We start from the raw sequence: 25,898 nt of genomic DNA, 5'->3' as shown, positions 1-25,898 counted from the left end.
AGGCTTTCTGTGTGGCGAGATCTGTGGGTGGTCCGGCGAGTTTCCGGCCGAAGCCGGGGTCGATCCCCGAGTCCCCCGGCGTCTACCGGTTCAAGGACGCCGGAGGCCGGGTCGTCTACGTCGGCAAGGCCAAGAGCCTGCGCCAGCGGCTCAACTCCTACTTCGCCGACTTCGCGAGCCTGCATCCGCGCACCCAGACCATGCTCATGACCGCCGTGGACGTCGACTGGACCGTCGTCGGCACCGAGGTCGAGGCGCTCCAGCTCGAATACTCCTGGATCAAGGAGTACGACCCGCGGTTCAACGTCAAATACCGCGACGACAAGTCCTATCCCTACCTCGCGGTCACCATGGGGGAGGAGTTTCCCCGGGTCCAGGTGCTGCGCGGAGCCAAACGCAAGGGCATCCGCTACTTCGGCCCCTACTCCCACGCCTGGGCGATCAGGGAGACCGTCGACCTGCTGCTCCGGGTGTTCCCGATCAGGAGCTGCTCGACGGGGGTGTTCCGGCGGGCCGCGCAGGTCGGGCGCCCCTGCCTGCTGGGTTACATCGACAAGTGCTCCGCCCCCTGCGTCGGCCGGGTCACCGCCGAGGAGCACCGGAAGCTGGCCGACGACTTCTGCGAGTTCATGGCCGGCAACACCGGCCGGTTCGTCAAGCGGCTGGAGCGCGAGATGCGCGAGGCCGCCGCCGAGCAGGAGTACGAGCGGGCGGCCAGGCTGCGCGACGACATCGGAGCCCTGCAGCGGGCGATGGAGAAGCAGGCGGTGGTCCTCGGCGACAACACCGACTGCGACGTGATCGCCCTTGCGGAGGATCCGCTGGAGGCCGCCGTCCAGGTCTTCTACGTCCGTGACGGGCGCATCAGGGGCCAGCGCGGCTGGGTGGTGGACAAGGTCGAGGAGGCCACGCCCGGCGAGCTGGTCGAGCAGTTCCTCCTGCAGATGTACGGTGACGCGGCCGCCGAGGCGCTGCCCAGGGAGGTGCTGGTCCCCGTCCTGCCCCCCGATACGGAGGCGGTTTCCGAGCTGCTCGGCGAGCACCGCGGGGCCAGGGTGGAGATCAGGGTTCCGCAGCGGGGCGACAAGAGGTCGCTGATGGAGACCGTCGAGCGCAACGCCGTGGAGTCCCTGAAACAGCACAAGCTCAGGCGGGCCAGCGACCTGACCGCGCGGAGCAGGGCGCTGCAGGAGGTCGCCGACGCCCTCGGCCTGGACCAGGTGCCGCTCCGCATCGAGTGCTACGACGTCTCCCACATGCAGGGCACCGACGTGGTGGCCTCCATGGTGGTGTTCGAGGACGGCCTGGCCCGCAAGAGCGAGTACCGCAGGTTCTCGGTGCGCTCCACCGAGGGCGACGTCGCCTCCATCTACGAGGTGATCTCCCGACGCTTCAAGCGCTACCTGGAGGAGCGCTCGGCCACCGGGGATCTCGACGCCGACGCCATGGCAGAGCCCGGCGGGGGGCCCGGCGAGGGGCCGGGCGAGGGGCTGCGGACGCCGGGCATCGACCCGGAGACCGGCAAGCCGCGCAAGTTCGCCTACCCGCCCAACCTGGTCGTCGTCGACGGCGGGCCCGCGCAGGCCGCGGCGGCCCGCAGGGCGCTCGACGAACTGGGCGTCGACGACGTGGCGGTGTGCGGCCTGGCCAAACGGCTGGAGGAGGTCTGGCTGCCCGGTGAGGACCTGCCGGTGATCCTCGCCCGCTCCAGCGAGGCCCTTTACCTTCTTCAGCGGGTACGCGACGAGGCTCACCGCTTCGCCATCACCTACCATCGATCCAAGCGGTCGAAGAGCGTCAAGGAAAGCGCTCTGGACGAGGTTCCCGGACTCGGCCCGGCCCGCAGGCAGGCGTTGATCAAGCATTTCGGATCGGTGAAACGGCTGCGGGAGGCGACCGCGGCGCAGATCTGCGAGGTTCCCGGGATCGGCCCCTCGACGGCCGAGACGATCGTGTCGGTCTTGAAGGGGCAGAACCCATGAGCGAAAGAGAGTCCGCGTTCGTCCTCGTCACCGGAATGTCGGGGGCGGGGCGGAGCACCGCCGCCAAGGCTCTGGAGGATCTGGGGTGGTTCGTCATCGACAACCTGCCGCCGGGGCTGCTGTTCGCCATGGCCGAGGAGGCGGGGCGGGTCAAGCTGGCCGCCGACAAGGTGGCCGCGGTGGTCGACGTGCGCAGCCTGGCCTTCACCAGCGACCTCAACAGTGCCATCGAGGAGCTGGAGGGGCGCGGCGTCGGCGTGCGGGTGGTGTTCCTTGAGGCCAGTGACGAGGAGCTGGTCCGCAGGTTCGAGAACGTCCGCCGCCCGCACCCGCTGCAGAGCGACGGCCGGCTGGTCGACGGGATCGCCCGCGAGCGCGGCATCCTGCGTGAGGTCCGGGCCAACGCCGACCTGGTGATCGACACCTCCAACCTCAACGTCCACGAGCTCAGGGGGAAGATCGTCGCCTTCTTCGGTGGCGAGGACCGTCCGGGCCTGCGGGTCAACGTCGTCTCCTTCGGCTACAAGTACGGCCTGCCGGTCGACGCGGACATGGTCGTCGACTGCCGGTTCCTGCCCAATCCCCACTGGGTTCCAGAACTTCGCCCCATGAACGGTCTGGACGCCCCCGTACGGGAGTACGTTCTCAACCAGGCGGGTGCGAAGGAACTTCTGGACGCCTACGACGAGGTGTTCGCCATCATCGCCTCCGGCTACACCCGCGAGGGCAAGAGCTACGCCACGCTCGCCGTCGGCTGCACCGGGGGCAAGCACCGCAGCGTCGCCATGGCCGAGCAGATCGGCGGCCGGCTGCGGGATCGGGGTGGCATGGAGGTGCAGGTAAGCCATCGGGATGTGGGCCGGGAGTGAATGAAGGTCTCAAGGTCGTCGCGCTGGGTGGAGGACACGGGCTGTACGCCTCGCTGTCGGCACTGCGGAGGGTCACCTCCCGGCTGACGGCGGTGGTCACCGTGGCCGACGACGGAGGCTCCAGCGGCCGTCTCCGCCGCGAGTTCGGCGTGCTGCCCCCGGGAGACCTGAGGATGGCGCTGGCCGCCCTGTGCGGTGACGACGAGTGGGGCCACACCTGGAGCGAGGTCGTCCAGCATCGCTTCCGCAGCGATGGTGACCTGAACGGCCACGCGATCGGCAACCTGCTGATCGTGGCGCTCTGGGAGCGCCTGGGCGACACGGTCGCCGGACTCGACTGGCTCGGGCGGCTGCTCGGCGCGCACGGGCGGGTGCTGCCGATGTCCTCGGTGCCACTCGACATCGCCGCCGAGGTGGAGCTGGACGGTCTGGTGAGCACGGTGCGCGGCCAGGTGGCCTGCGCGCTCACCCCGGGCCGGGTCCGGGCCATCTCGCTGGTCCCCGAGGACCCGCCGGCGTGCCCCGAGGCCGTCGAGGCGGTCCTCGACGCCGACTGGGTGGTGTTCGGCCCCGGCTCGTGGTTCACCAGCGTGCTGCCCCACCTGAAGGTGCCCGAGCTGGCCGAGGCGTTGCACACCACCCGCGCGCGGCGCCTGGTCGCGCTGAACCTCGCTCCCCAGGCGGGGGAGACCGACGGTTTCTCCCCCCAGAAACACCTGGAGGTGCTGCGCCAGCACGCGCCCTCCCTGGAGGTGGACGTGGTCGTCGCGGACACCGGTGTGGCCGACGACGGTGAGGAGCTGGAGAAGGCCGCGGCCGGTCTCGGCGGGAGGCTGGTCCTGGCCTCCGTGGCGGATGAGGACGGCTCGCCGCGACACGATGCACAACGTCTTGCCTCCGTCCTGGACGAGATTTTCCGTGCGAAGCGTTGATCCTGGTCAGCGGTGCCCAGGAGTGCGAGAAACTGCTGTGAGCCCGATTCATCTCGAGCCGCATGGGGTCTGTATGGGGGAGGACGAACGCGCATGGCGATGACAGGTGTGGTCAAGGACGAGCTGAGCAGGCTGACGGTCCTGAAGCCTTGCTGCCGTAAGGCCGAGGTGTCGACGCTGCTGCGGTTCGCGAGCGGGTTGCACCTGGTGAGCGGCCGGATCGTGATCGAGGCCGAGCTGGACACCAACGTCACCGCCCGGCGGCTCATCAAAGACATCGGTGAAGTTTTCGGGCACAAGGCGGAGGTGCTCGTGCTGGCCCCGGCAGGGTTGCGCAAGGGATCGCGCTACCTCGTGCGGGTCTACCGCGACGGGGAGGCGCTGGCCCGCCAGACCGGCCTGATCGACAATCACGGGCGCCCGGTCCGCGGCCTGCCCCGCCAGGTCGTCGCCGGGGCGGCCTGCGATGCCGAGGCGGCCTGGCGGGGGGCGTTCCTGGCGCACGGCTCGCTCACCGAGCCCGGGCGCTCGATGTCGCTGGAGGTCACCTGCCCGGGGCCCGAGGCGGCGCTCGCGCTGGTCGGGTCGGCGCGGCGGCTGAAGATCCATGCCAAGGCCCGCGAGGTGCGCGGCGTCGACCGGGTGGTGGTCCGTGACGGCGACGCCATCGGCGCGCTGCTGACCAGGCTGGGCGCCCACGACAGCGTGCTGGCCTGGGAGGAGCGGCGGATGCGCCGCGAGGTCCGGGCGACGGCCAACCGGCTGGCCAACTTCGACGACGCCAACCTGCGCCGCTCGGCCCGCGCCGCGGTCGCCGCCGGAGCCAGGGTCCAGCGGGCACTGGAGATCCTCGGGGAGGAGGCCCCGGAGCATCTGGTGATCGCCGGCCGCCTGCGGGTGGAGCACAAGCAGGCGTCCCTGGAGGAGCTCGGCCAGCTCGCCGACCCGCCCCTGACCAAGGACGCCATCGCCGGTCGCATCCGCCGCCTGCTGGCCATGGCCGACAAGCGCGCTCAGGACATCGGCATCCCCAACACCGAGGCCAATCTCACCGTCGACATGCTGGCCCCCTGACGCGCTCCCCGATCCGAAAGGGCGGCGCCGCGCTCCCGGTGACCGCACCGGGAGCGCGGCGGGCCCGGTGCGGCCGCGGCTCCGGTACGTGCCGTCAAAGCCCGCTCAGGGCTGCTTCCTGGGAGCGAAGTAGTCCACCCGGTCGGCCTCGTCCGGCTGCGGGACGGACGAGGCGGCGTGGGCTTCGCGGGCGGCCTTGACTCTTCTGCTCACGAAGCCGAAGCCCGCGTAGGCGGCGATCGCCCAGAACAGCAGTGACTTGGGATCGCGCCTGAGATCCTCGGGGAAGGTGTTGAGAACCTGGGTCAGCGCCGAGCCGTAGTCGTCGCCGGAGGCTCGTACCCAGATGATCACGTATCCGGCGACCTGGCCGAGCGCGGCGCCGATCAGGGAGAAGAGGGCGGCCAGCGGCGGCAGCACCGGGCTCGTCGGCCTGACCGCCATCATGGCGAGGCCGACGAGGAGACCGACGCCGATGGCGGCGAAGCCGATCTCGTACCCGCTGAAGCCGATGAGCGCACCGTAGGCCGCGGCACCGACCAGGGTGGCGCCGAGACCGGTAAAAATACCTGGTAGAAGCCCGTTTGCCAGATGTGGATCGTTATCCGTCATGACAGCTCCTCGTGAGGTCTAAGGGATTTCCGGTGACGGGTCGGGCACTCTACTTGAATGGGGCGATACCTGTTCATGGGTTAAGGAATAACGGACCTCCCCCCTCCAGTGGTCTACACCAATTTAGGTCCGATAAGGTTCGTGGTTGAGGTTTCAGCCCGCCCCAAGTCGCCGGTCCTCACGACTGGCGCACCGACGTACGAGGAGATCGGCACCGTGACCATCCGCGTAGGCGTCAATGGATTCGGCCGCATCGGCCGCAACTTCTGGCGCGCGGTCGCTGCCAGCGGCAAGGACATCGAGATCGTGGCGGTCAACGACCTGACCGACAACGCCACGCTCGCCCACCTGCTGAAGTACGACAGCATTCTTGGCCGCCTGCCGTACGAGGTGAAGAGCACCGCCGACGAGATCATCGTCGACGGCAAGACCATCAAGGCCTTCGCCGAGCGCGACCCCGCCAAGCTGCCCTGGGGTGACCTGGGTGTGGACGTCGTGGTGGAGTCGACCGGCTTCTTCACCGACGCGAACAAGGCCCGAGTGCACGCCGAGAACGGCGCCAAGAAGGTCATCATCTCGGCTCCGGCCAAGAACGAGGACGTCACCGTCGTGATGGGCGTCAACCACGACAAGTACGACCCGGCCAAGCACACGGTCATCTCCAACGCCTCCTGCACCACCAACTGCCTGGCGCCGATGGCCAAGGTCCTCAACGACACCTTCGGTATCGAGAAGGGTCTGATGACCACCATCCACGCCTACACGCAGGACCAGAACCTGCAGGACGCCCCGCACAGCGACCTGCGCCGCGCCCGCGCCGCCGCGATCAACATCGTGCCGACCTCGACCGGTGCGGCCAAGGCCATCGGCTTGGTGCTGCCCGAGCTCAAGGGCAAGCTCGACGGTTACGCGCTGCGGGTGCCGATCCCCACCGGCTCGGCCACCGACCTCACCGTCGAGGTCGGCCGCGAGACCACGGTCGAGGAGGTCAACGCCGCACTCAAGGCCGCGGCCGAGGGCGAGCTCAAGGGCTACCTCACCTACACCGAGGACCCGATCGTCTCCTCCGACATCGTCACCGACCCCTCGTCCTGCATCTTCGACTCCGCCCTCACCAAGGTGATCGGCAACCAGGTCAAGGTCGTCGGCTGGTACGACAACGAGTGGGGCTACTCCAACCGTCTCGCCGACCTCATCGAGCTGGTCGGCGCCGACCTCTGATGAAGGACATCTCCGAGTTCGACGTGGACGGTCGGCGCGTCCTGGTACGCGCCGACCTCAACGTCCCCCTGGAGGGGGACGTCATCACCGACGACGGCCGCATCCGCGCCTCGGTGCCGACGATCGAGGAACTCGCCCGCAGGGGCGCCCGCGTGATCGTCGTCGCGCACCTGGGGCGTCCCAAGGGCAAGCCGAACCCGGAATACTCCCTGGCCCCCGTCGCCAAGCGGCTGGGTGAGCTCCTGGGCGCGGACGTCGCCTTCGCGACCGACGTGGTCGGGAAGTCGGCCCAGGAGGTCGTGGAGGCGCTTCAGGACGGCCAGGTGGCCCTGCTGGAGAACCTGCGCTTCGAGCCCGGCGAGGAGTCCAAGGACGACGCCGAGCGGGCCGAGTTCGCGGCCAGGCTGGCCGCTCTCGCCGACCTCTACGTGGGCGACGGCTTCGGCGCGGTGCACCGCAGGCACGCCAGCGTCTACGACGTGCCCGCCCTGCTGCCGCACGCCGCGGGCCGGCTGGTCCTGGCCGAGGTCGAGGTGCTCAAAAGGCTGACCGAGACCACCGAACGGCCGTACGTCGTGGTGCTGGGCGGCGCGAAGGTCTCCGACAAGCTCGGGGTCATCGGCAACCTGCTCACCAAGGTCGACAGGCTTCTCATCGGCGGCGGCATGGCCTACACCTTCCTGAAGGCACAGGGGTACGAGGTGGGCGGGTCGCTGCTCCAGGAGGACCAGCTCGACCAGGTGCGGGGCTTCCTGGACGAGGCGGCCAAGCGCGGCGTGCAGCTCGTCCTGCCGGTCGACGTGCTGGCGGCCACCGAGTTCGCCGAGGACGCCGAGTACGAGGTGGTCGACGCCACCGCGATCCCGGCCGACCGCCAGGGCCTCGACATCGGCCCGCGCACCCGCGAGCTGTTCGCGAGCAAGCTGGCCGACGCCGAGACCGTGTTCTGGAACGGCCCGATGGGCGTCTTCGAGTTCGAGGCGTTCTCCGGCGGAACCCGCGCGGTCGCCGAGGCGTTGATCGGCTCGGAGGCCTTCACGGTCGTCGGCGGGGGAGACTCGGCCGCCGCCGTGCGCAGACTCGGCCTGCCCGAGGACGGGTTCTCGCACATCTCCACCGGTGGCGGGGCCAGCCTGGAATACCTGGAGGGCAAGACCCTCCCCGGACTTGTGGCGCTGGAGAGGTAGAGGTCAAATGAGCACCGCTCGCAAGCCGCTCATAGCCGGCAACTGGAAGATGAACCTCAACCACCTTGAGGCCATCGCCCACACCCAGAAGCTCGCCTTCGCGCTGGGCGACAAGGACTTCGACCGGGCCGACGTGGCCGTGCTGCCGCCCTTCACCGATCTGCGCAGCGTGCAGACCCTGGTGGACGGCGACAAGTTGCGGATCCTCTACGGTGCCCAGGACCTGTCGCAGCACGACGGCGGCGCCTACACCGGTGAGATCTCCGGGGCCATGCTCGCCAAGCTCGGCTGCACCTTCGCCACGATCGGGCACTCCGAGCGCCGCCAGTACCACCACGAGGACGACGACGTCGTCAACGCCAAGGTGCAGGCGGCCTACCGGCACTCGCTCACCCCCATCCTGTGTGTGGGGGAGGGGCTGCCGGTGCGCCAGGCGGGCGGCCAGGTGGCCTACAGCCTCGCGCAGCTCGAAGGGGCGCTTCGCAAGGTCACCGCCGAGCAGGTCGCCTCAATCGTGCTCGCCTACGAGCCCGTTTGGGCGATCGGCACCGGCGAGGTGGCCACCCCCGACGACGCGCAGGAGGTCTGCGGGGCCCTCCGGGAGCGACTCGCCGAGCTGTACGACACCGATGTGGCCGCGGGTGTCCGTATCCTTTACGGTGGGTCGGTCAAGTCTGACAACATCGCGGGCATCATGGCACAGCCCGATGTCGACGGTGCCCTGGTCGGTGGCGCGAGCCTCGACGCCGGGGAATTCGTCAAAATTTGCCGTCTTGGCGAATTGTCGAGTTGACTGGTCCATTTGGGGGGTGTGATTTGACAGCACGTCATACCCTCTTAGAGCAGGTTTGAATCGTCACGCCTCTGGCGTACACAAGGGTCGTGCCCGGACGCGGGACACGCGCACATAGGGAACAGGTCAACGGTGACAATCGGAATCTCCATCGCCCTCATCCTGTCGAGCTTGCTGATGATGCTGCTCGTCCTGCTCCACAAGGGCAAGGGCGGTGGTCTCTCGGATCTGTTCGGTGGCGGTTTCTCGTCGTCGTTCGGAGGCTCCTCCGTGGTGGAGCGCAACCTTGACAGGCTCACCGTCATCACCGGTGTGGTCTGGTTCGTCTGCATCATCGCGCTGGGCCTGCTCCTGAGGCCCTGACCCGGCTTCGACAGGCGTGACAGTGGTTCAGTCCCCGCATCCCCAAGCGGCGGGGCCATCGAGCAAGGAGTTCATCCGTGGGTAGTGGCAACGCGATCCGTGGCAGCCGTGTCGGTGCCGGCCCGATGGGGGAGGCGGAGCGTGGCGAGGCGGCCCCCCGTGTGCGGGTCCCTTTCTGGTGCGCGAACATGCATGAGACGCGCCCCAGTTTCGCCAGCGACGCGGCCGTTCCCGAGTTCTGGGACTGCCCCCGGTGTGGTCTCCCCGCAGGTCAGGACGAGGCCAACCCGCCCGCGCCGCCGCGTAACGAGCCTTACAAGACGCACCTCGCGTATGTGAAGGAACGTCGCAGCGACAAGGACGGCGCACAGATCCTGGCCGAGGCCCTGGAGCGGCTGCGCTCCTCCTCGCGCCCGATCTACTAGCCGGACCCCTTGCACGTGGTCTGCTGGTAAGTACGCCCTGGAGACCCCCGTGGGATCACCCACGGGGGTCTTTCGCGTCTCACGGGCTCGGGTGCCGCGACCGGGTGAGGGGGTGATGCCCGACGCCGACGGTGATCTCCTCGTGTACCACTATTACGCCGACGACGGCTCCGCCCGTCTCGGCGTCAACCTGCTCGGCTGGGACGCCGCCGGCTGGCCGCACGTCTACTGAAGCTCGTCAGCGGACTCGAAGAACAGGGCGACCGCGACGGCTCCGGGGTCGGGTGCTCCCAGGGCGGCCTCGCCGACATAGCTGGCCCGGCCCCGGCGGGCGGTGATCGAGGAGGTGGAGTCGGCTCCGGCACGGGCCGCCTCCGCCGCCGACCGCAGTGCCTCCACCGCGGGGACGTCGTTCCCCGCGGCCTCGGCCAGGGAGTCCGCCGCCGGGGCCATGGCGTCGACCATCGTCCTGTCGCCCACGGAGGCGGAGCCCAGCCTGCGGACCGTGGCCACCCCGTTCCTGGCGGCGTCGGCGAGCAGGGCCGCGGTGAAGGCCGGACTGCCCTGTCCGGCCAGTGCGAACTCGCGGAACCACATGCCGAACAGCGGCCCGCTGGTGCCGCCGGAGTGTTCGAGGAAGGCCGTCGAGAGGCTGGAGAACGGCGCCCCGGCGTCGGCGGGGGCGGGGGAGAGCTTCGCCTTGGCCCTGGTGAGCGCGGTGACCATGTTGGTGCCGAAGTCGCCGTCCCCGCTGCGGCGGTCCAGCTCGGTCAACTCCTGAACCCGGTCGTCGATCCGGATGATGAACCGCTCGATCCACGACAGTACGGCCTGGGGTTCGAGGTCGTTCATGGGTTTCTCCTTCGAGTACCGGGACGGGACGCGAGGCCGGTCGATTCGCTCTAACAGGGTGGCTGACCTGCGACGATGCTCCTTATGCGGAGAACCGGGCCGGGGCGGGGCCGGTCAGGTGACCGTCGCCGACCGCCGGAGCCGTGGGCGGGTCACCAGGTGAGGGCCGCGGTGCGCACCGGGTCGTCCCACAGGCCGACGAGCTCCTCGTCCGCGCGGATCAGGGTGACCGAGCAGCCCGCCATGTCCAGAGCGGTGACGTAGGAGCCCACGAGCTGCCGGGCGATGGTGACACCTCGTGCGTCGAGGAGCCGGGTCACCTGCCGGTAGGCGGTCAGGAGCTCCAGCTGGTGGGTGGCGCCGAGGCCGTTGACGATCACGAAGACCGCGTCGCCCCTGCTCAGCCCGAGGTCGTCGGCGACCGGCTCGGCCAGCGCGGCCACCAGCTCGTCGGCGGGGGCAACGGGGATCTTCCGGACCCCCCGCTCGCCGTGGATGCCGACGCCGAACTCGACCTGGCCCACTTCCAGGTCGAACGAGGGTACGGACTGACCGGGGTGGGTGCAGGCCCGCAGGGCCAGGGACATGGTCCGGGCGTTGCCCGCGACGCGACGGCCGAGCGCGGCCACCGTGGACAGGTCGGCGCCCCGCTCGGCGGCGGCGCCGCAGATCTTCTCGACGGCGACGACGGCGGCGGTGCCCCGCCGCCCCGGGCCGCCCTCGACGGAGGTGTCGGTGGCCAGGTCGTCGTCGACGAGCACGGTCTCGGTCCGGATGCCGCCGGAGACCTCGGCGGCGATGGTGAAGTTCAGCACGTCACCGGTGTAGTTCTTGACCACGTGGACGACGCCCCGGCCGTCGTCGACCGCCTCGGTGGCCGCCTGGATCTGGATCGCGGTGGGGCTGGCGAAGACGGCTCCCGGCACCGCGGCGTCCAGCATCCCGTACCCCACGAAACCGGTGTGCAGGGGCTCGTGCCCGGAGCCGCCGCCGGACAGCACGCCCACCTTGTACGGCCGCCGGTCATCGGCCCTGATGACGAAGCTGGGGTCGCGGTTCCAGCGCAGCCGCCCCCGCTGGCTGAGCTCCAGCCCTTCGAGCGCCTCGCCGACGAGCTCCTGCGGGTCGTTGACCAGCTGATGTGCGGCCACCTGGCCCCTCCTTGCGTCGCGAACGCTCTGTTCCTACCCGGTTTCAGACCCCTGACGTCCCCGGAGATCAGTCTCTGCTGTCCGCCTTGTCCAGCCTGGTGCGTACCCGAGCCCCGAAGCATGTGATCGGCCAGGTATGTTTTGTCGGTGGGTTTCGGTACCTTCGCCAGCATGTTCCGGCAAAACTATGAGGTGTACCCACGCCACGTGCTCTGCGTGCTCGGCTCGGGTCTGGATTTCGACGTGGTGGAGAAGGTCGTCGCAGAGGTCGGGGGGCCCGGCTTCAGCGTCGACCTGGAGCGCTTTCAGCAGGCTCACGATCCGCGGATGCCCCGGTCGTTTGACGCCTCCCTGGCGAACGTCTCCTTCACCGAATCCGACTGGGGGGCGGTGGAGACACACGATTCGGTGGTGTACGTGCTGTCGCCGCCGATGAGGCAGAACAACGCGTTCGATCTCCACCGAAGAGTGATGGTCGGTCATGGTGACGGGGTTTTCGAGGAGGTGTGGGACAGAACGTTCGACGTCTCGCGGCGGATGCTGGCGGTGACGGCCGCGCTGTTGCGCTCCGGCGCCACGGCCGCGAAGGGCGAGAGCAGCGGTCTCGCGCACGGCCGGGAGCGGTGGCTCACCCTGGCCGATCGGGCGGCCGAGGCTAGGGATCGGGAAATGCTGGCCGTGATCCTCTTCCACGCCTGGGTCAAACGGCCGCTTCTGGATGGCAGCCTGTTGAAGAGCTGCGGTATGCATCTGCTGGGCGCACCCGATGTGCAGATCGACATCGGGTCGCCCGCGGGGAAACCGCTGCCCGCGACGCTGGTCGGCGAAGTCGTGGATCTGATCGACGAGGTGGCGCTCTACCTGCTGACCGAGCGGCGGGCGCGGGAGATGAGCGACGGCGAGGGTTACCGGTCCACCCCCGACGGCCCGCGATGGATCATGGAAAGACACCCGTGCCTTGGCTACGAGGAAGACAGCTTCTTCTTCAACCCGTACGGATACTGGCGCTTCACCCCCGATGAGCCCTCCACGTCGACCCCCGCCGAACCGTGAGCCGTCTTCGGCGCGACGTCTGTACCCGGCCCCTTTTAGAGCGCTCCTGGCGGTCTCTGCCGGTCGCCGGGCTCACCGGGGCCCGTGAACGGTCGAGGATCGCCTCGTAGGGGCGATGGAGACCCAAGGTAAACGCACATGTCGGTGGCCTGGTTGCCGAGGGAATCCGGTGCTGTTTTGCAGTGGACCTCCGGTAGTGCGGGAAACCTGGGAGGTCTGCTGCAAAATCGGGGTGAAGACCATGATGCCGCGGGTTATCCGGGATGTCCTGGGTAAGGGCTGGGAGATGCCTCCTTGCACAGGTATGGGCAGGTGGGGAGATCGATATTGCCCCGGAGGTGGTCTCATGAAGGAGCAGCCGGGAACGCATGACCATCCGAAGAGCGCGCTGAACCTGCGGCTCGCTCTGGCGATCTTCGGGCTGGTGGTCTGTACGGCTCTGGCGGTCTTCGCGACACAGGCAGGGATCACCGCGCTCGCCGTGGCCCTGGCCGTGCTGGCGGCCATCGCCGTCGTGGACATCGTGGTGGTCGGGATCCGGATCGTACGGAGACGTCGGCGCGGTGAGCGGCACACCCTCTTCGAGTAGGTCATCCGTCCTGGCCGCGCTCGGCCGTGTCAGCGGGGTCCGTGAGTTGGAGACGGACTGAACGGCGGCCCAGGCGCAACGGCGGCGGGCAGGTCAGGCGGATGCCCGAAAGGGGCGGCAGGGCGAAGGCGATGGCCTTGGCCGGTACTTCGGTGGCGAAGGTCGTCGTGGCGTAGGCGCGGCAGTGCCCCCGGGAGAGTTCGCGGACCAGGACCAGCTCAGCCGGGTCAGCGCCGCCGATGCCTATCTGAGGTTGGGTGAGCTGGAGCAGGCCATCGACTCGGCGCGGACGGCCATCCCGATGGCCAGATCACTGACCTCGCCTCGGTTGGTCGGGCGCATCCGGAAGTTCTCCGACCGGCTGGAGCCGTACAGCACGACCATCCAGGTCCGGGAGTTTCGCGCCTGCCTGGCGCCGGATCGAAGATGACGGAAGCCCGGTCGGGGCCGGGCTCATCTGGATACGGCATCGCCACCGCTGTCCCCGGCCAGGCTGGGCCGCTGTCGCGGTGAGGTCGTTTCCCTGGCGGGACTCGGGTAGATGTCGCTGCTTTGGACTGTGCACCCCCGCCGCCCCTCGTGGAGGCGGTCAGAACGGGGGCGGCTTGAAGGCGGAGGTCCCGTACAGCATCGGCGGGGCGGTCCTTCGCCGCCGCACCGATGCCACATCCACCTATGGCCTGTTGGGGAAGTCCGGCCGGTTGGGCATGTCCGGCCTGTTGGGCATGTCTGTCCTGTGTGGCATGTCTCCTCGGTGGGACATGTCTCCCTTGTGTCCCATGCCGGGCATTCTCTTGGAGCCCACCGCCACCGCTCCCAGCCCGAGCAGGAAGATGATGACGCCGGTGACGACGTTGTTCCAGATGTTCGCCGTCGTCGCCGAGCCGGTGACCCAGGGAGAGATGATGGTCCAGATTCCGATGATCGGCACGACCCAGCTGATCCCGTACGTCCGGCCGTAGGCGGACGCGAGCCCCAGGGCCAGGGCGGCGACCACGAGGCCGGTGACGAGGTTGCTGACGGTGAGCCTGGACAGGCCGTTGAAACCGACCACCCATGGAGAGATCGCCAGGTACAGCCCGGCCAGGAGGCCCAGTCCGTCGATGACCTGCGCCACCGAACTGGAGCCCGCCCGTTCGTACCTCGCCCGCATCTCCATGAGATCGGGGTGTTGCTCCAGGCTTGCGGGTCTCATCATGACCCATGCCCCCTTCCGGTTTTCATGCGAAATTCGATTTCATGCGAAAGCGAATTTCTACCGGTATACCCGACATAAGCTCCAAACAGCCCAAAGAATGACAAATCTAACTAATGAAATCCTTTGGACAGAGGCGATCCAGTGGCCGCCCCCGTCCAGCGCACCCCGCCGCCACCGAGACACGGCGCCCCAGGGCGTTCATCATGCTCTACAACCCGGTCACCGCCAGGCTGAGCGACTACCGCAGTCCGCCTACCGCCCAGAACGGGCACAGCGCGCTCATCCGCACGTCGTGCTCAACCCCTGGTCACCACGCCGGGGATAGCCACTTGGTGGCTTGATATCCAGGTGGCGGAGGTGGAGGTCAGGTGCCAGAGGCGGCGATCACCTCGGAGACCAGGCGCGGCGAGGTGATCAGGCGGCTGTACTCGGGCTGGCGCAGTTCCCCGCCCATGAACGGGTGGGGGTTGCGGTGGACGGCGGGGCTGGGCGCGTCGACCAGGGCGGCGAAGTGGATCTCGGTGGCTCCCGTCGCCTCGACCACGCGGTGCACGTTGCGGGGCGTGATGCCGCCACCGGGCATGACGATCAGGCTGTCGCCTGCCCGCTCGACCAGGGACGCGATCAGCGGCGCGCCCTCCAGGGCGGTGACGTCCTGGCCGGAGGTGAGAACCCGGTCGACGCCCAGGGAGGCGAGGGTGTCCAGGGCGGCGAACGGGTCGGCGGTCATGTCGAAGGCCCGGTGGAAGGTGATCGAGAGGCCCCCGGCCGCATCGATGAGGCGCTTGGCCACCTCGACGTTCACCTCGCCTGACGGCGTCAGCACCCCGATCACCACGCCCTGCGCGCCCGCGTCCCTGACCGTGGCCACGTCGCGCTCCATGGCCGCGACCTCGTACTCGTCGTAGATGAAGTCGCCGCCCCGGGGGCGGATGATCACGTGGACCCGGATCGTCGAGACCGCCGCGAGGGTCGCCTCGACGGTGCCGAGGGTCGGGGTCAGGCCCCCTTCGAAGAGGGCCGAGCACAGCTCGACGCGGTGCGCCCCGGCCTGCTCGGCCGCGAGCGCGCCGGCGGTGCTGTCAATGCAGATTTCATAGGTAAGACTCATTTTTCCTCCAAAGCATGGATTTCGCCGACTGGTAGACCCCCGCCCAGCACCGGAACACTCGCGAAGCCGGCCGCCGGTGCGACGTCCCCGCCGGCCGCCCTGAGCGCGGCCAGCGCGATCGCGCTCGTGGCCCGCGGGCTCCCGTCGATGACCTTGACGGCCGCCGCGTGCCCGGTGGCGAGCGCGACGACGAGAACCCCCTCGGCCCCGCCCTTGGCCACCGCCCCCGGCAGCGCCCGCATCAGCGAGGTGTTCACGTGCCCGGTCCCGCCGACGTACTCGGGGTGCTCGCGCATCGCGTCGGCGACCGCCCGCGGCGCGGTCCCCGGCTCGGCGACGACCAGGGCCCGTACGGCCCGGGCCAGCCCGGTCAGCGACAGCCCGAACAGCGGGGCGCCGCACCCGTCGACGGCGACATGGGCCGCCTTCTCCTCCGACAGCTCCTCGGTCACGGCACGCACCTGCCGCTGCAAGGGGTGGTCGGCGTCCAGGTAGGAGGCGGTCTCCCAGCCGGAGGCGGCGGACGCGGCGAGCATCGCGGCGTGCTTGCCCGAGCAGTTCATCCGCTCGCGCGAGGCCGTCAGGCCCGCCCGGATCAGCATGTGCCGGGTGGCCTCGTCCTCCGGCCAGTCCACGGGGCAGCCGAGGGCCTCGAAGCCGAGCCCGGCCCCGGCGAGTATCTCGGCGACCAGTCGCACGTGGAAGTCCTGACCGGTGTGGCTGCCCGCGGCGATGGCCAGGCCGGGGCCGTGCAGGTCCGCCCCGGACAGCAGGCAGGCCAGCGCCTGGAACGGCTTGGCCGAGGAGCGCGGCAGCACCGGCGCGCCGACCGCTCCCCTGGCGACGGCCACGGTGCCGTCGGGCGCGAGGGCGACGGCGCTACCGAAGTGCACGCTCTCCACGAATCCGGAGCGCACCACCTCCGCGAGCGGGACGAGTTCAGGCACGGGCGGGTCTCCTTCTGAGCCGGCGGGCCCCCGGGGTGTCACGGGCGTCGAGGGTACGGGCGAGCTTGGACAGCGACGCGTTGACCACCAGGTAGATCAGCGCGACGACGATGTAGGTCTGGATGAGCAGGCCGTTGTAGGTCGCCAGGACCTTGCCGCTGTAGAGCAGTTCGGCGTAGCTGACCACGAAGCCCAGCGAGGTGTCCTTCAGCAGGCCGACCGATTGGCTGACGATCGAGGGCAGCACCCGCCGGGCCGCCTGCGGCAGCACGATCAGGCGCATGGTCTGGCCCTGGGTGAGCCCGACCGCGAGCCCGGCCTCGCCCTGGCCGCGCTCCACGGACAGCACCCCGGCGCGGAAGATCTCCGCGAACGCCGCGGCGTTCGAGACCGCCAGCGGCACCACGAGTTTCCAGAACAGCGGCAGGTCCAGCCCGTAGCGGGGCAGCGCGAACAGCACGACGTATACCAGCAGCAGCGCCGGGATGGTCCGCACGACCTCCACGTACGCCGCGGCGGGCACGCGTACCCACCTGCGCCGCGACAGCCGCCCGAGGGCCAGTGCCAGTCCGGCGGCCATCGCCAGCGCGGCCGAGACGACGGCGGCGAGCGCGGTGGCCCACAGCCCGTTCAGCAGATAGCGCCACATCGGCCAGGTCGCGTACGGCGACCAGCGGTCGGCGTCGAGCTGGCCGTTGGCGGCGAACTGGCGTACCGCCAGCGCCAGCAGAGCCAGCACCGCGACCGCCCCCACCGCGGTCGCGATCCGTATCCTGCGGCGGGCGCGCGGCCCCGGCTGGTCGAAGAGCAGGTTGCTCACCGGACCACCGCCGGTTCGCCCGAGCCCGCGGCCTGAACGGCGACCGGCCCGCCAGGGGCCCGGACACTCACCGCTCCGTCGGGAGACAGTACGCTCACCGGACCACCACCAGCCGTCGTTCGAGCCGTCCGGTGACGAACCCGGCGCAGGCGGCGATCAGCGCGTAGGCCAGGCCGGCCCCGACGAAGATCGGGATGGGCTGTGCCTCCGTGAGGTTCACCCGGTTGGCCGCGGCGGTCAGGTCGACCACGCCGACCGCGGCGGCGAGCGAGGTGTTCATCGTCAGCGCGATGAAGATGTTGCCGACCGGCTGGATCACCGTGCGCAGCGCCTGCGGCAGGACCACGTGGCGCAGGGACTGGCCGAAGGTCAGCCCGAGCGCGCGGGCCGCCTCGCCCTGCCCCGCGGAGACCGCGTTGACGCCGGAGCGCAGGGCCTCGGCGATGTAGGCGGCCTCGTAGAGCGCGATGACGATCATGGCCGTCACCAGCAGGTCGGCCTTGAGGCCGATCTCGGGCAGGCCGAAGACGGCGAGCACCAGCAGCACCAGCAGTGGCAGGTTCTGGAAGGTCTCCACGTAGGCCGTGCCGATCCCGCGCAGGACGCCGACCGGGCTGACCCGCATGGCGGTGATCACGAGCCCCACGACCGCGGCGCCGACGAAGGACGCCGCGGTCAGCTGGAGGGTCACGACCAGCCCCTGCCAGAACTCGGGCAGGTGATCCAGGAGGGCGGACATCAGGACCCCGGCACCGATCCGATCTGCGGCGGGGTGGGAGCCTCGCCCTGCACGACCGTGCCGAGAGACTGCTTCCAGGTCTTCTGCCAGAGGCCGTCGGCCTGGATCTTCTTCAGCCAGTCGTTGACGAACTTCTTGAACTGGTCGTCACCGTGCTTGAGGCCGATGCCGTACGGGTCGGTGGTGAACGGGCTGCCGACGACCTGGACCGAGGGGTCCTTCTGCGCGTTGGCGACCAGGAGCGTCTCATCCTGGACGTAGGCGTCGCCGCGTTCCTGCTTGAGGGCCTGCATGCACTCGGGGTCGCTGCCGAACGTCACGATCTTGGCCTGCGGGGCGAGCTTCTTGATCGCCGGGATGGCCGGGGTGTTGGCTCCGGCGATGACGGTCTTGCCGTTCAGGTCCTCGGGCTTGGTGATGCCCGTGGTGCCCTTCCTGACCGCGAGGCTCAGCCCGGAGGAGTAGTACGGTCCGGCGAAGGAGACCTGCTCGGCCCGCTCCGGGGTGATCGTGTAGGTCTGGAAGACGACGTCCACGGTGCCGTTGCCGAGCAGCGCCTCGCGAGTCTCCGAGGCGGAGTTGACGATCTTCACCTTGGGCTCGCCGATGATGTACTTGGCGAGCGCCTTGCCCATGTCCGCGTCGAACCCCTCGACCTCGCCGGTCGTCGGGTTCTGCTGCGACAGCAGCGGCGCGTCGAGCGACCCGCCGACGATCAGCTCGCCGCGCTGCTTGATCTTCTCCATCGTGGAGCCGGGCAGGATGTCCGCGGCGGCCGCGACCGGCGCCGAGGCGATCAGGTCGCCGCCCTTGGCCTCACCTGGTACGGCCGGGCTTCCCGAGTCCGTGCCGGCACAGGCCGAGAGGCCGAGCATGGACACAGCGGCGACAGCGGCCAGCCGCTTCATGGACACCATCGGGCCCACCATCCTTTTCGATCGTTTTCGATCAGTGAGTGAGAACTTTGGCCAGGAAGTCCCTGGCCCTGTCTGTCTGAGGAGCCTCGAAGAAGGCGCCGGGCTCGCCCGTCTCGACGATCTGGCCGGCGTCCATGAAGACCACGCGGTCGGCGGCCCTGCGGGCGAAGCCCATCTCGTGGGTGACGACGACCATGGTCATGCCGTCGGCGGCGAGCTGGACCATCACGTCCAGTACCTCACCGACCATCTCCGGGTCGAGTGCGGAGGTGGGCTCGTCGAAGAGCATCACCTTGGGCCGCATGGCCAGCGCGCGGGCGATGGCGGCCCGCTGCTGCTGCCCACCGGACAGCCGCGCGGGCAGCTTTCCCGCCTGCTCGGCGATGCCGACGCGCGCCAGCAGATCCCGCGCCGACGCCTCGGCCTCGGCGCGGGAGTCGCCCCGGACCTTCATCGGCGCGAGCACGATGTTCTCCAGCACGGTCTTGTGCTGGAAGAGGTTGAACGACTGGAACACCATGCCGACGTCGGCCCGGAGCCTGGCCAGTTCCCGGCCCTCCACGGGGGCGGGTACGCCGTCGACGAGGATGTCTCCGGACCCGGCGGGCTCCAGCCGGTTGAGGCAACGGCACAGCGTGGACTTGCCCGACCCCGAGGGGCCGACCACCACGACGACCTCGCCTCGCGCCACATCAAGGTCGATGTCGCGCAGCACGTGATGATCGCCGAACCACTTGTTCAACCCTTTGACCTGAATCATTGCCATCTTCCTTCGAAATCGAAGACAAAGCGGAAGGTAATAGATGATTCTTACGGAAGTCAACACGTTGCCGTAGTAAGTACAGACGTGGTATTCCTCTAGTCCATGTCAGGCAAAGAGCGGCTGCTGGTGCGGGGAGCGCAGGGCGACCTTCTGCGTCTTGTCGCCACCGGCCACGCCGAGTCGCGCGCCCAGCTGGCCCGCATCTCCGGCCTGGCGGCGTCGAGCGTCTCCCTGCGCGTCGAGGAGCTGATCGACACCGGGCTCCTCGTCGAGGAGGGCTCGGGCACCTCCAGGGGCGGGCGGCGGCCCCGGCGGCTGCGGGTCAGCCCGACCGCCGGCCTGCTCGCGGTGGCCGACCTCGGGGCGCACCACGCCCGCTTCGGCCTACTCGACCTCAGCGGCGCCCCCCTCGTCGTCGAGGAGCGCGCCTGCGACATAGCGCTCGGCCCCGAGGCGACCCTCGACTGGATGGCCGCCTCGTTCGACGAGCTGCTGCTGACCAACGGCCCGCCCGGCGCCCCCCTGCGAGGCGTCGGCACCGGCATACCCGGCCCCGTCGACCCCGCCAGCGGCCGGGTGGTGTCTCCCTCGCGCATGCCCGGCTGGCACAACTTCCCCGTCGCCGAGCATCTCGGCGCGCACTACGACCTGCCGGTGCTCGTCGAGAACGACGCCAACCTCCTGGCCGTCGGCGAGGCCCGCTCATGGCCCGGGTGCGACAACCTCATGGTGCTGAAGGCCGGCAGCGGCATAGGGTGCGGCGTGATCGTCGACGGCCGCCTGCACCGGGGCAGGGGTGCGGCCGGCGACATCAGCCACGTCCGGGTCAGGACCGACTCCTCCACCATGTGCTCGTGCGGCCACCCCGACTGCCTGGAGGCCTACGCGAGCGGCGCCGCGCTCATGGGCGCCCTGTCCGAGCTCGGCATCGCGACGCGACGCCCGGGCGACGTCGTCGCCCTGGTCGAGGACGGCGTGCCCGAGGCCACCGCCCTGGTCAGGAACGCGGGCCGCCTCATCGGCGAGGTGCTCACCGTCCTGGTCAACTTCCTCAATCCCGACGCCATCGTCGTCGGCGGCAGTCTCTCCACCGCCGAGCCGCTGATCTCCTCCATCCGCGCCGCCGTCTACGAGCGCTGCCTCCCGCTGGCCACCCGCGACCTGGAGATCGCCGTCACCCGTGGCGGCCCCGATGCCGCCCTCCTCGGCGCGGGTTCCCTCCTGCTGGACGCCGTCCTCAGCTGAGGGGTGGGACGGACGAGGTGCGGGCGTACGACCAGCCCTCTTAACCCAATGGGGTGGGGCGCCCGCACAGCACACACGTCGGCGATGCCTTACCAAGCAACGCCAACGTGTAGGCGCCGACGCACTGGAGCGGATGGGCGGTCAGTATCAGTCGTGACTGCTCGTTGTCGTTTTCGTTCACGCGGTGACCTGGTTTGCTCACGATCCCGGCCGGTTCGCTCACGCGGAGATCCAACCGAAGCCGGCCGCATTGGCCTGTCCCAGGCCCCAGCTCCAGATCGCCTGGAGTGTCTCCGGTGGCCCGGTCAGCTCGACCTCGATCGGCGCTCCCGGCTTCGCGCCCTGGCTTACCGCGAAGGAACGCTTCGACCCCACCCAGGAGATCTCCGTCAGCGACACCTCAGGATCCAGCCCCAAGGTCTCGGCCTTGCGCCGCAGGTTCCGCTGGAAGAACACCGGAAACTCCGGGTCCGTCGGCAGCAGCCAGGCCTGCCGGGTGATCCGCTGCCCCGATTCCGCGCGACCGGTGCCCTTCATCACCACCGGGGTACTCGTCCTGAACCGGCCCCGCCCCGACTCGAACCCTGGAGGTTCGACAGCCGCGACGTTCAGCACCCGGAACGCCGCCCCGCCCCAGTCCAGCAGCTCACGTTGCTTGACCCCCTGGGCCAGCACGGTCACCACCTCGAAGAGCGGGCTGCCCAGCTCCACCCACCCGCGCCCTCCCACGGCGTATGCTCCCCGTCGCCGCTTCGCCTGCGGGAACACCGGCGCCCCGTGACCCAGTGGCACCATCCTGTACGGCCCGACCCCCTCGCTGTGGAACCGCCGTCCGATCTCCGGTGCCTCCCGGGCCAGCAGGTCGTACACCAGGGACCGTCCTGGAGCCAGCACCTTCGCCCACGCGAGCTCGGTGGCCGCCGTGGCCACCTCGATCCGCAACCTCATCGCTTCCTCCCGCCTGTTTCGGCTCTCACCTACTACAGATGGACGAAAGCTCGTTTCCATCTGTCTGTGCTGTTCAGGAGGGTGAAGCACATCCGGAGCCGCCGACCTGTGGCCTCGGTTGGGAGATCGGTTAGGCTGCACACATCGGCAAGGCGCCGTCGCGGCCTCAAGATCTTTACGATCATGCTTTTAGCAGCAGACCTCCCGGGTTTTCTGCACTACCGGAGGTTCACTGCAAAACCTTGACTTCGGCCCCCGATATTGCGCCCGTTGACCTGCGTCTTTACCCTGGGGTCCTCATCGCCCCTGAGAGGGGTCGCAACACCTCCAGGAGTACCTCACCAAGGACGGGCTCAACAGTCCTCATCGCCCCTGAGAGGGGTCGCAACACGTGCAGTGGGGGTTCTACCTGCGGGGCGCCCGGTTGTCCTCATCGCCCCTGAGAGGGGTCGCAACTCAAGGGATGGCCGGGGCAGTCTGTCCTCCTCCCCGGGTCCTCATCGCCCCTGAGAGGGGTCGCAACACCTCGCGCGGTAGGCGCAGGGGGTCGTTCAGCACTGGTCCTCATCGCCTCTGAGAGGGGTCGCAACGCGGCGATGTTGCCGAGCTGGACGATGCTGCCGAGTCCTCATCGCCCCTGAGAGGGGTCGCAACACCTGAACCACAAGCCCAGCAAGGACGTGCGTGTCCCCGGTATCAGGGAACTCAAGGCGGTTGAAGAGTCCTGGATGCCGAGGTGGCGTTTCGGCGCGGGCGTCACCGGCCTGGCCTGCCAGGTGCAGAAGCGGAAGGTCGCTGCGGAGTAGCGAGGCAGGGATGACGAGGCGCGGACCACAGGTCCGAGCCCGCTGCTGTTGCCACACTTCCACCACCGGGAAGGAACCCTCATGACCCGCTTCACCTCCGGCGACGTCTTGGCCGCCCTGGAGGAGCTGGCCGCCGCCCACCCCGATCGGGGCGGCGAGCCCCGATACCTCGGCACGGATCCCCACCCGGCGAGCTGCCTCGCGGCTCGCGCCCTTTCGCTGTTGTTTCCCTGCCAGACCGAGACCAGCTGAGTATGATTCCGAGTATGAGCGGAGAGAAGAAGGCTCGAATCACAATCACCGTGGATCCTGACGTCGTCGACTACGCCGAGCACCTGGTCGCCAGCGGCAAAGCAACCAGCGTGGCCGCCGTCTTTAACGACGCCATCGCCGCCAAGCGCATGGCCGACCAGCAGGCGTTGACCCTACTGCGGGAACGCGCCCGCAGAGCCGACCCGGACCGAGTGGCCCGCATGATGCGGCACGTGAACCGCCAGCTCACCGAGCAGGGCTTCCCGGCGGCCTCAAGTGAGTGACTTCACTCCCACGCCGCACATCCTCGACTCCAGCATCCTCGCCGACGTGGCCCGCGGTGACGTCGACCTGATCGGCTTCCTGCAGGACTTCGACCGGGCAGGTCAATCCCTGGTCATCCCGTCGCTCGCCGCCGCTGGGGCACTGCTCGACAGCCAGGGCCTTCCGGACGCGCAGGCACTGCTCACCGGCCTGGCCGCGTTCGATCGCGCCACCGTCGCCTCGCTCGACGGCATCTATCAGGCCGCCAAGCTCGCCGACATGATGTCCGTCACCGGGCTAGACCAGTGGGACGCGCACGTTGCCGCTATCGCTGACGTGGCAGTCTGCCCGATTCTCACGCTCGACGCCGCCAAGTGGGTGCAGCCGTCCCGCGCCCTGGACAACCCGCTGCACATCATCGAGATCGCTGATCCTGATCAATAAGAACCGTGTCAGGTGACCGACCGCGCTGTATCCATCTTCTTCGCTCCCGAAGGGGATGAGAGACATCTCGCAGGCGCCATGGCATCATGGCGATCACCCCGTTTTGCAGCAGACCTCCGGGGTTTTCTGCATTACCGGAGGTTCACTGCAAAACAGCGCTGGATCACCTCGGTAAACAGGTCACTGACCTGTGCCTTTACCTTGGTCCTCATCGTCCCTACGAGGGGTCGCAACTTGCGCACCTCACACTCGTCCTGGTCACATTCGCAGTCCTCATTGCCCCTACGAGGGGTCGCAACAGCATGTGGTCTTGCACGTGGAGACGGAGCATGGCGGATCCTCATCGCCTCTACGAGGGGTCGCAACGCCCCGAACAGATCGCAGGCGTGGGTCAAGTCCGTGTCCTCATCGCCCCTGTGAGGGGTCGCAACAGGATCGGTGGCCACCATGCATGGTTCAAGGTCTCGTCCTCATCACCCCTACGAGGGGTCGCAACAGCCCTAGAGTTCTGGTCAGGGCGTTCACGTCGCCCCGTCTTCATCGCCCCTACGAGGGGTCGCAACGCCATCGCGGCGAGTTGGGCGGCCAATTCCCGTGAGTCCTCATCGCCCCTACGAGGGGTCGCAACCTGAACCAGATCACTTCAGCGATGTAGACGGCGTCCTCATCACCCCTACGAGGGGTCACAACATATCGAACCCGTCTTCGTAATCCGTGATCTCTAGGTCCTCATCGCCCCTGCGAGGGTCGCAACGGCCGCTCCAAGGGGCTGTTCCACTCCCGGGCCAGTCCTCATCGTCCCTACGAGGGGTCGCAACCGTGCAGGCACAGCGGGTTCAGGCAGAAGTTCAGGGTCCTCATCGTCCCTACGAGGGGTCGCAACATGTACGGCGCTCCCGCCTTGCCTTCTGCCCGGCGCGTCCTCATCGCCCCTACGAGGGGTCGCAACGCCAGGATCATGGCCGAGCCCATCTCGGACCCGTCTGCGTCCTCATGTCCCTACGAGGGGTCGCAACCTCGCAAGCGGTGTAGGGTCAACTCGCCATTGCCGGTCCTCATCGCCCCTATGAGGGGTCGCAACGACGCGATGATCGCGCCTAGCGGTGTTTGGAGTGCCGGTCCTCATCGCCCCTGAGAGGGGTCGCAACCGTCTGGCGGCGGCGTAACACATCAGCACCGCCTCGTCCTCATCGCCCCTATGAGGGGTCGCAACCGCAGCGAGTCAGGGTAGGCCTGCACGATGTGCGCGTCCTCATCGCCTCTAGGAGGGGTCGCAACACGGCCGGGGTGGCGTCGTAGCCGAGGCTGGTGGTCCTCATCGCCTCTAGGAGGGGTCGCAACCGGAACCCGACCAGCACAGGCGCCTGTGAGGGCTCGCAACGGGCCGCCGCGCACGGTCGGGGCGGTTGGGGCGGGAGTCCTCATCGCCCCTGTGAGGGGTCGCAACACCTTTTCGACCTGCTTCATCTCACGCACTGCGGTGTCCTCATCGCTCCTATGAGGGGTCGCAACAGCAGGTCAGGCGGGAACTCGTAGTCGGCCATGGTGGTCCTCATCGCCCCTATGAGGGGTCGCAACTTGTATCCACCCGCGCCTCCGCAGTTGGAGCAGGTCCTCATCGCCCCTGCGAGAGGTCGCAACCCCGACATGATCCGGGCGCGCAGCTCATCAGCGATGCGTTCTCACCGCTCCTACGAGAGGTCGCAACGATATTGGTGGCCTCCCCGAGGTCGTATGCTTGGGAATCCTCATCGCCCCTCTGAGGGGGCGCAACATCTTCACCCGCAGGCCCTCGGCGGCGAAGTAGCCGGTCCTCATTTCCCCTACGAGGGGTCGCAACGCGATCCGCTGGAATTCGGCGGCCTGCTCCTTGGCGAGTCCTCATCGCCCCTGTGAGGGGTCGCAACCACTGGGCCACGCCGGTGGACAGGCGCTTCAGGTGGTGTCCTCATCGCCCCTACGAGGGGTCGCAACGCCAGGGTGGCGGCCAGCTCGTCGAGGTCGAGCGGGTCCTCATTTCCCCTACGAGGGGTCGCAACATCCACGCCTGTACCTGCTGGCGGGTGAGGATCATCGCGTCCTCATCGCCCCTACAAGGGGTCGCAACGTGGGTTGCATGGTCTCTCCTTGCGTGGAGTGTCCTCATTGCCCCTATGAGGGGTCGCAACTCGCTACGGTTCTTCATGGTTCGGGCTCCAGTGGTCCTCATCGCCTCTACGAGGGGTCGCAACGGCATGACGGCCTTGATCCACTTGGTCAGGTCTGACGTCCTCATCGCCCCTAGAGGGGTCGCAACATGAAGTCAGCGAACTCGGCCTGCTTGAGGAGGTGGTCCTCATCG

28 protein-coding genes and 1 CRISPR repeat array are annotated in these 25,898 nt (G+C 68.8%); of the genes, 17 read left to right on the top strand and 11 right to left on the bottom strand.

Going from position 1 to position 25,898, the window contains the following annotated elements; genetic code table 11:
• Nucleotides 1-23 precede the first annotated feature (23 nt).
• The 4 genes from uvrC to whiA all read left to right on the top strand — a co-directional run bounded on the left by uvrC (nt 24) and on the right by whiA (nt 4,857).
• Nucleotides 24-1,982: an excinuclease ABC subunit UvrC gene (uvrC, locus tag ACWD3H_RS08550; protein WP_451954539.1), complete on the top strand. Its 1,959-nt coding sequence runs from the start codon at nt 24-26 to the stop codon at nt 1,980-1,982.
• Nucleotides 1,979-2,851 (top strand): RNase adapter RapZ, encoded by an 873-nt coding sequence (rapZ, locus tag ACWD3H_RS08545; protein WP_350918764.1) that lies wholly within the window; start codon nt 1,979-1,981, stop codon nt 2,849-2,851. The genes uvrC and rapZ overlap by 4 nt, the downstream gene beginning before the upstream one ends.
• A complete protein-coding gene (locus ACWD3H_RS08540) occupies nt 2,848-3,783 on the top strand; it encodes a gluconeogenesis factor YvcK family protein (protein ID WP_350918767.1) in 936 nt (311 codons plus the stop codon). The genes rapZ and ACWD3H_RS08540 overlap by 4 nt, the downstream gene beginning before the upstream one ends.
• A gap of 93 nt (nt 3,784-3,876) precedes the next feature.
• Nucleotides 3,877-4,857: a DNA-binding protein WhiA gene (whiA, locus tag ACWD3H_RS08535; RefSeq protein WP_030905033.1), complete on the top strand. Its 981-nt coding sequence runs from the start codon at nt 3,877-3,879 to the stop codon at nt 4,855-4,857.
• A gap of 105 nt (nt 4,858-4,962) precedes the next feature.
• Here the strand turns inward: whiA and ACWD3H_RS08530 are convergent, their stop codons facing one another.
• Nucleotides 4,963-5,469 (bottom strand): hypothetical protein, encoded by a 507-nt coding sequence (locus tag ACWD3H_RS08530; protein ID WP_451954524.1) that lies wholly within the window; start codon nt 5,467-5,469, stop codon nt 4,963-4,965.
• Between the two features lie 216 nt (nt 5,470-5,685).
• Here ACWD3H_RS08530 and gap point away from each other — a divergent pair, with 216 nt between their 5' ends.
• From gap to ACWD3H_RS08505, 5 genes are all read left to right on the top strand, one after another.
• A complete protein-coding gene (gene gap / locus ACWD3H_RS08525) occupies nt 5,686-6,690 on the top strand; it encodes a type I glyceraldehyde-3-phosphate dehydrogenase (RefSeq protein ID WP_350918774.1) in 1,005 nt (334 codons plus the stop codon).
• A complete protein-coding gene (locus ACWD3H_RS08520; RefSeq protein WP_451954523.1) occupies nt 6,690-7,877 on the top strand; it encodes a phosphoglycerate kinase in 1,188 nt (395 codons plus the stop codon). Before gap ends, ACWD3H_RS08520 begins: the two co-directional genes overlap by 1 nt.
• Nucleotides 7,878-7,884: 7 nt before the next feature.
• Nucleotides 7,885-8,670 carry a triose-phosphate isomerase gene (gene tpiA, locus ACWD3H_RS08515; protein ID WP_350918780.1) on the top strand — a complete coding sequence of 262 codons (786 nt, stop codon included), beginning with the start codon at nt 7,885-7,887 and terminating at the stop codon, nt 8,668-8,670.
• A 132-nt stretch (nt 8,671-8,802) separates the two neighbouring features.
• A complete protein-coding gene (secG, locus tag ACWD3H_RS08510) occupies nt 8,803-9,033 on the top strand; it encodes a preprotein translocase subunit SecG (protein ID WP_030905020.1) in 231 nt (76 codons plus the stop codon).
• Between the two features lie 77 nt (nt 9,034-9,110).
• Nucleotides 9,111-9,458, top strand: a complete 348-nt coding sequence (locus ACWD3H_RS08505; RefSeq protein WP_012892502.1) for an RNA polymerase-binding protein RbpA — start codon at nt 9,111-9,113, stop codon at nt 9,456-9,458.
• Nucleotides 9,459-9,683: 225 nt separating this feature from the next.
• Here the strand turns inward: ACWD3H_RS08505 and dhaL are convergent, their stop codons facing one another.
• Nucleotides 9,684-10,310, bottom strand: coding sequence for a dihydroxyacetone kinase subunit DhaL (dhaL, locus tag ACWD3H_RS08500; RefSeq protein ID WP_355625545.1), 627 nt, complete (start codon nt 10,308-10,310; stop codon nt 9,684-9,686).
• 152 nt (nt 10,311-10,462) lie between these two features.
• Nucleotides 10,463-11,461: a dihydroxyacetone kinase subunit DhaK gene (locus ACWD3H_RS08495; protein WP_451954522.1), complete on the bottom strand. Its 999-nt coding sequence runs from the start codon at nt 11,459-11,461 to the stop codon at nt 10,463-10,465.
• A 171-nt stretch (nt 11,462-11,632) separates the two neighbouring features.
• Between ACWD3H_RS08495 and ACWD3H_RS08490 the strand changes: the two genes are divergently transcribed.
• From ACWD3H_RS08490 to ACWD3H_RS08480, 3 genes are all read left to right on the top strand, one after another.
• Complete coding sequence (locus ACWD3H_RS08490; protein WP_451954521.1) at nt 11,633-12,514, top strand: hypothetical protein; 882 nt, start codon at nt 11,633-11,635, stop codon at nt 12,512-12,514.
• A gap of 346 nt (nt 12,515-12,860) precedes the next feature.
• Entirely contained in the window at nt 12,861-13,103 is a 243-nt protein-coding gene (locus tag ACWD3H_RS08485; RefSeq protein WP_350918791.1) for a DUF6343 family protein, read from the top strand.
• Nucleotides 13,104-13,287: 184 nt separating this feature from the next.
• Nucleotides 13,288-13,533: a hypothetical protein gene (locus ACWD3H_RS08480; protein WP_451954520.1), complete on the top strand. Its 246-nt coding sequence runs from the start codon at nt 13,288-13,290 to the stop codon at nt 13,531-13,533.
• 243 nt (nt 13,534-13,776) lie between these two features.
• Here the strand turns inward: ACWD3H_RS08480 and ACWD3H_RS08475 are convergent, their stop codons facing one another.
• The 7 genes from ACWD3H_RS08475 to ACWD3H_RS08445 form a co-directional block, all read right to left on the bottom strand.
• Entirely contained in the window at nt 13,777-14,301 is a 525-nt protein-coding gene (locus tag ACWD3H_RS08475) for an SPW repeat protein (protein ID WP_355554980.1), read from the bottom strand.
• A gap of 364 nt (nt 14,302-14,665) precedes the next feature.
• Entirely contained in the window at nt 14,666-15,412 is a 747-nt protein-coding gene (locus ACWD3H_RS08470) for a copper homeostasis protein CutC (protein ID WP_451954519.1), read from the bottom strand.
• Nucleotides 15,409-16,359, bottom strand: coding sequence for an asparaginase (locus tag ACWD3H_RS08465; RefSeq protein WP_451954518.1), 951 nt, complete (start codon nt 16,357-16,359; stop codon nt 15,409-15,411). The genes ACWD3H_RS08470 and ACWD3H_RS08465 overlap by 4 nt, the downstream gene beginning before the upstream one ends.
• Nucleotides 16,352-17,179, bottom strand: a complete 828-nt coding sequence (locus tag ACWD3H_RS08460) for an amino acid ABC transporter permease (RefSeq protein WP_355554987.1) — start codon at nt 17,177-17,179, stop codon at nt 16,352-16,354. The genes ACWD3H_RS08465 and ACWD3H_RS08460 overlap by 8 nt, the downstream gene beginning before the upstream one ends.
• A 94-nt stretch (nt 17,180-17,273) precedes the next feature.
• The gene (locus ACWD3H_RS08455; RefSeq protein WP_350954563.1) at nt 17,274-17,918 is read right to left on the bottom strand and encodes an amino acid ABC transporter permease; all 645 of its coding nucleotides are present in this window, start codon (nt 17,916-17,918) and stop codon (nt 17,274-17,276) included.
• Nucleotides 17,918-18,835, bottom strand: a complete 918-nt coding sequence (locus ACWD3H_RS08450) for a glutamate ABC transporter substrate-binding protein (protein WP_451954517.1) — start codon at nt 18,833-18,835, stop codon at nt 17,918-17,920. Before ACWD3H_RS08450 ends, ACWD3H_RS08455 begins: the two co-directional genes overlap by 1 nt.
• Nucleotides 18,836-18,866: 31 nt before the next feature.
• Complete coding sequence (locus tag ACWD3H_RS08445) at nt 18,867-19,595, bottom strand: amino acid ABC transporter ATP-binding protein (RefSeq protein ID WP_350918818.1); 729 nt, start codon at nt 19,593-19,595, stop codon at nt 18,867-18,869.
• A gap of 105 nt (nt 19,596-19,700) precedes the next feature.
• Here ACWD3H_RS08445 and ACWD3H_RS08440 point away from each other — a divergent pair, with 105 nt between their 5' ends.
• Nucleotides 19,701-20,843 carry an ROK family protein gene (locus ACWD3H_RS08440; protein WP_451954516.1) on the top strand — a complete coding sequence of 381 codons (1,143 nt, stop codon included), beginning with the start codon at nt 19,701-19,703 and terminating at the stop codon, nt 20,841-20,843.
• A 219-nt stretch (nt 20,844-21,062) separates the two neighbouring features.
• Here the strand turns inward: ACWD3H_RS08440 and ACWD3H_RS08435 are convergent, their stop codons facing one another.
• On the bottom strand, nt 21,063-21,791 hold the full coding sequence (locus ACWD3H_RS08435) for a CRISPR-associated endoribonuclease Cas6 (protein WP_451954515.1): 729 nt from the start codon (nt 21,789-21,791) through the stop codon (nt 21,063-21,065).
• A 293-nt stretch (nt 21,792-22,084) separates the two neighbouring features.
• A CRISPR array of direct repeats spans nt 22,085-22,445; the repeat unit is 30 nt; unit sequence GTCCTCATCGCCCCTGAGAGGGGTCGCAAC.
• 26 nt (nt 22,446-22,471) lie between these two features.
• Between ACWD3H_RS08435 and ACWD3H_RS08430 the strand changes: the two genes are divergently transcribed.
• The 4 genes from ACWD3H_RS08430 (at nt 22,472) to ACWD3H_RS08415 (ending at nt 23,557) form a co-directional block, all read left to right on the top strand.
• Nucleotides 22,472-22,597, top strand: a complete 126-nt coding sequence (locus tag ACWD3H_RS08430) for a hypothetical protein (RefSeq protein WP_451954514.1) — start codon at nt 22,472-22,474, stop codon at nt 22,595-22,597.
• An 81-nt stretch (nt 22,598-22,678) separates the two neighbouring features.
• Nucleotides 22,679-22,849 carry a hypothetical protein gene (locus ACWD3H_RS08425; protein WP_451954513.1) on the top strand — a complete coding sequence of 57 codons (171 nt, stop codon included), beginning with the start codon at nt 22,679-22,681 and terminating at the stop codon, nt 22,847-22,849.
• Nucleotides 22,850-22,863: 14 nt separating this feature from the next.
• A complete protein-coding gene (locus tag ACWD3H_RS08420; RefSeq protein WP_451954512.1) occupies nt 22,864-23,133 on the top strand; it encodes a hypothetical protein in 270 nt (89 codons plus the stop codon).
• Nucleotides 23,126-23,557 (top strand): hypothetical protein, encoded by a 432-nt coding sequence (locus ACWD3H_RS08415; protein ID WP_451954511.1) that lies wholly within the window; start codon nt 23,126-23,128, stop codon nt 23,555-23,557. Before ACWD3H_RS08420 ends, ACWD3H_RS08415 begins: the two co-directional genes overlap by 8 nt.
• Nucleotides 23,558-25,898: the final 2,341 nt, after the last annotated feature.

Source organism: Streptosporangium sp. NPDC002607, assembly GCF_053592655.1.
The sequence above is the reverse complement of the archived record's forward strand: the minus strand, read 5'-3'. Positions and strand labels throughout refer to the sequence as shown.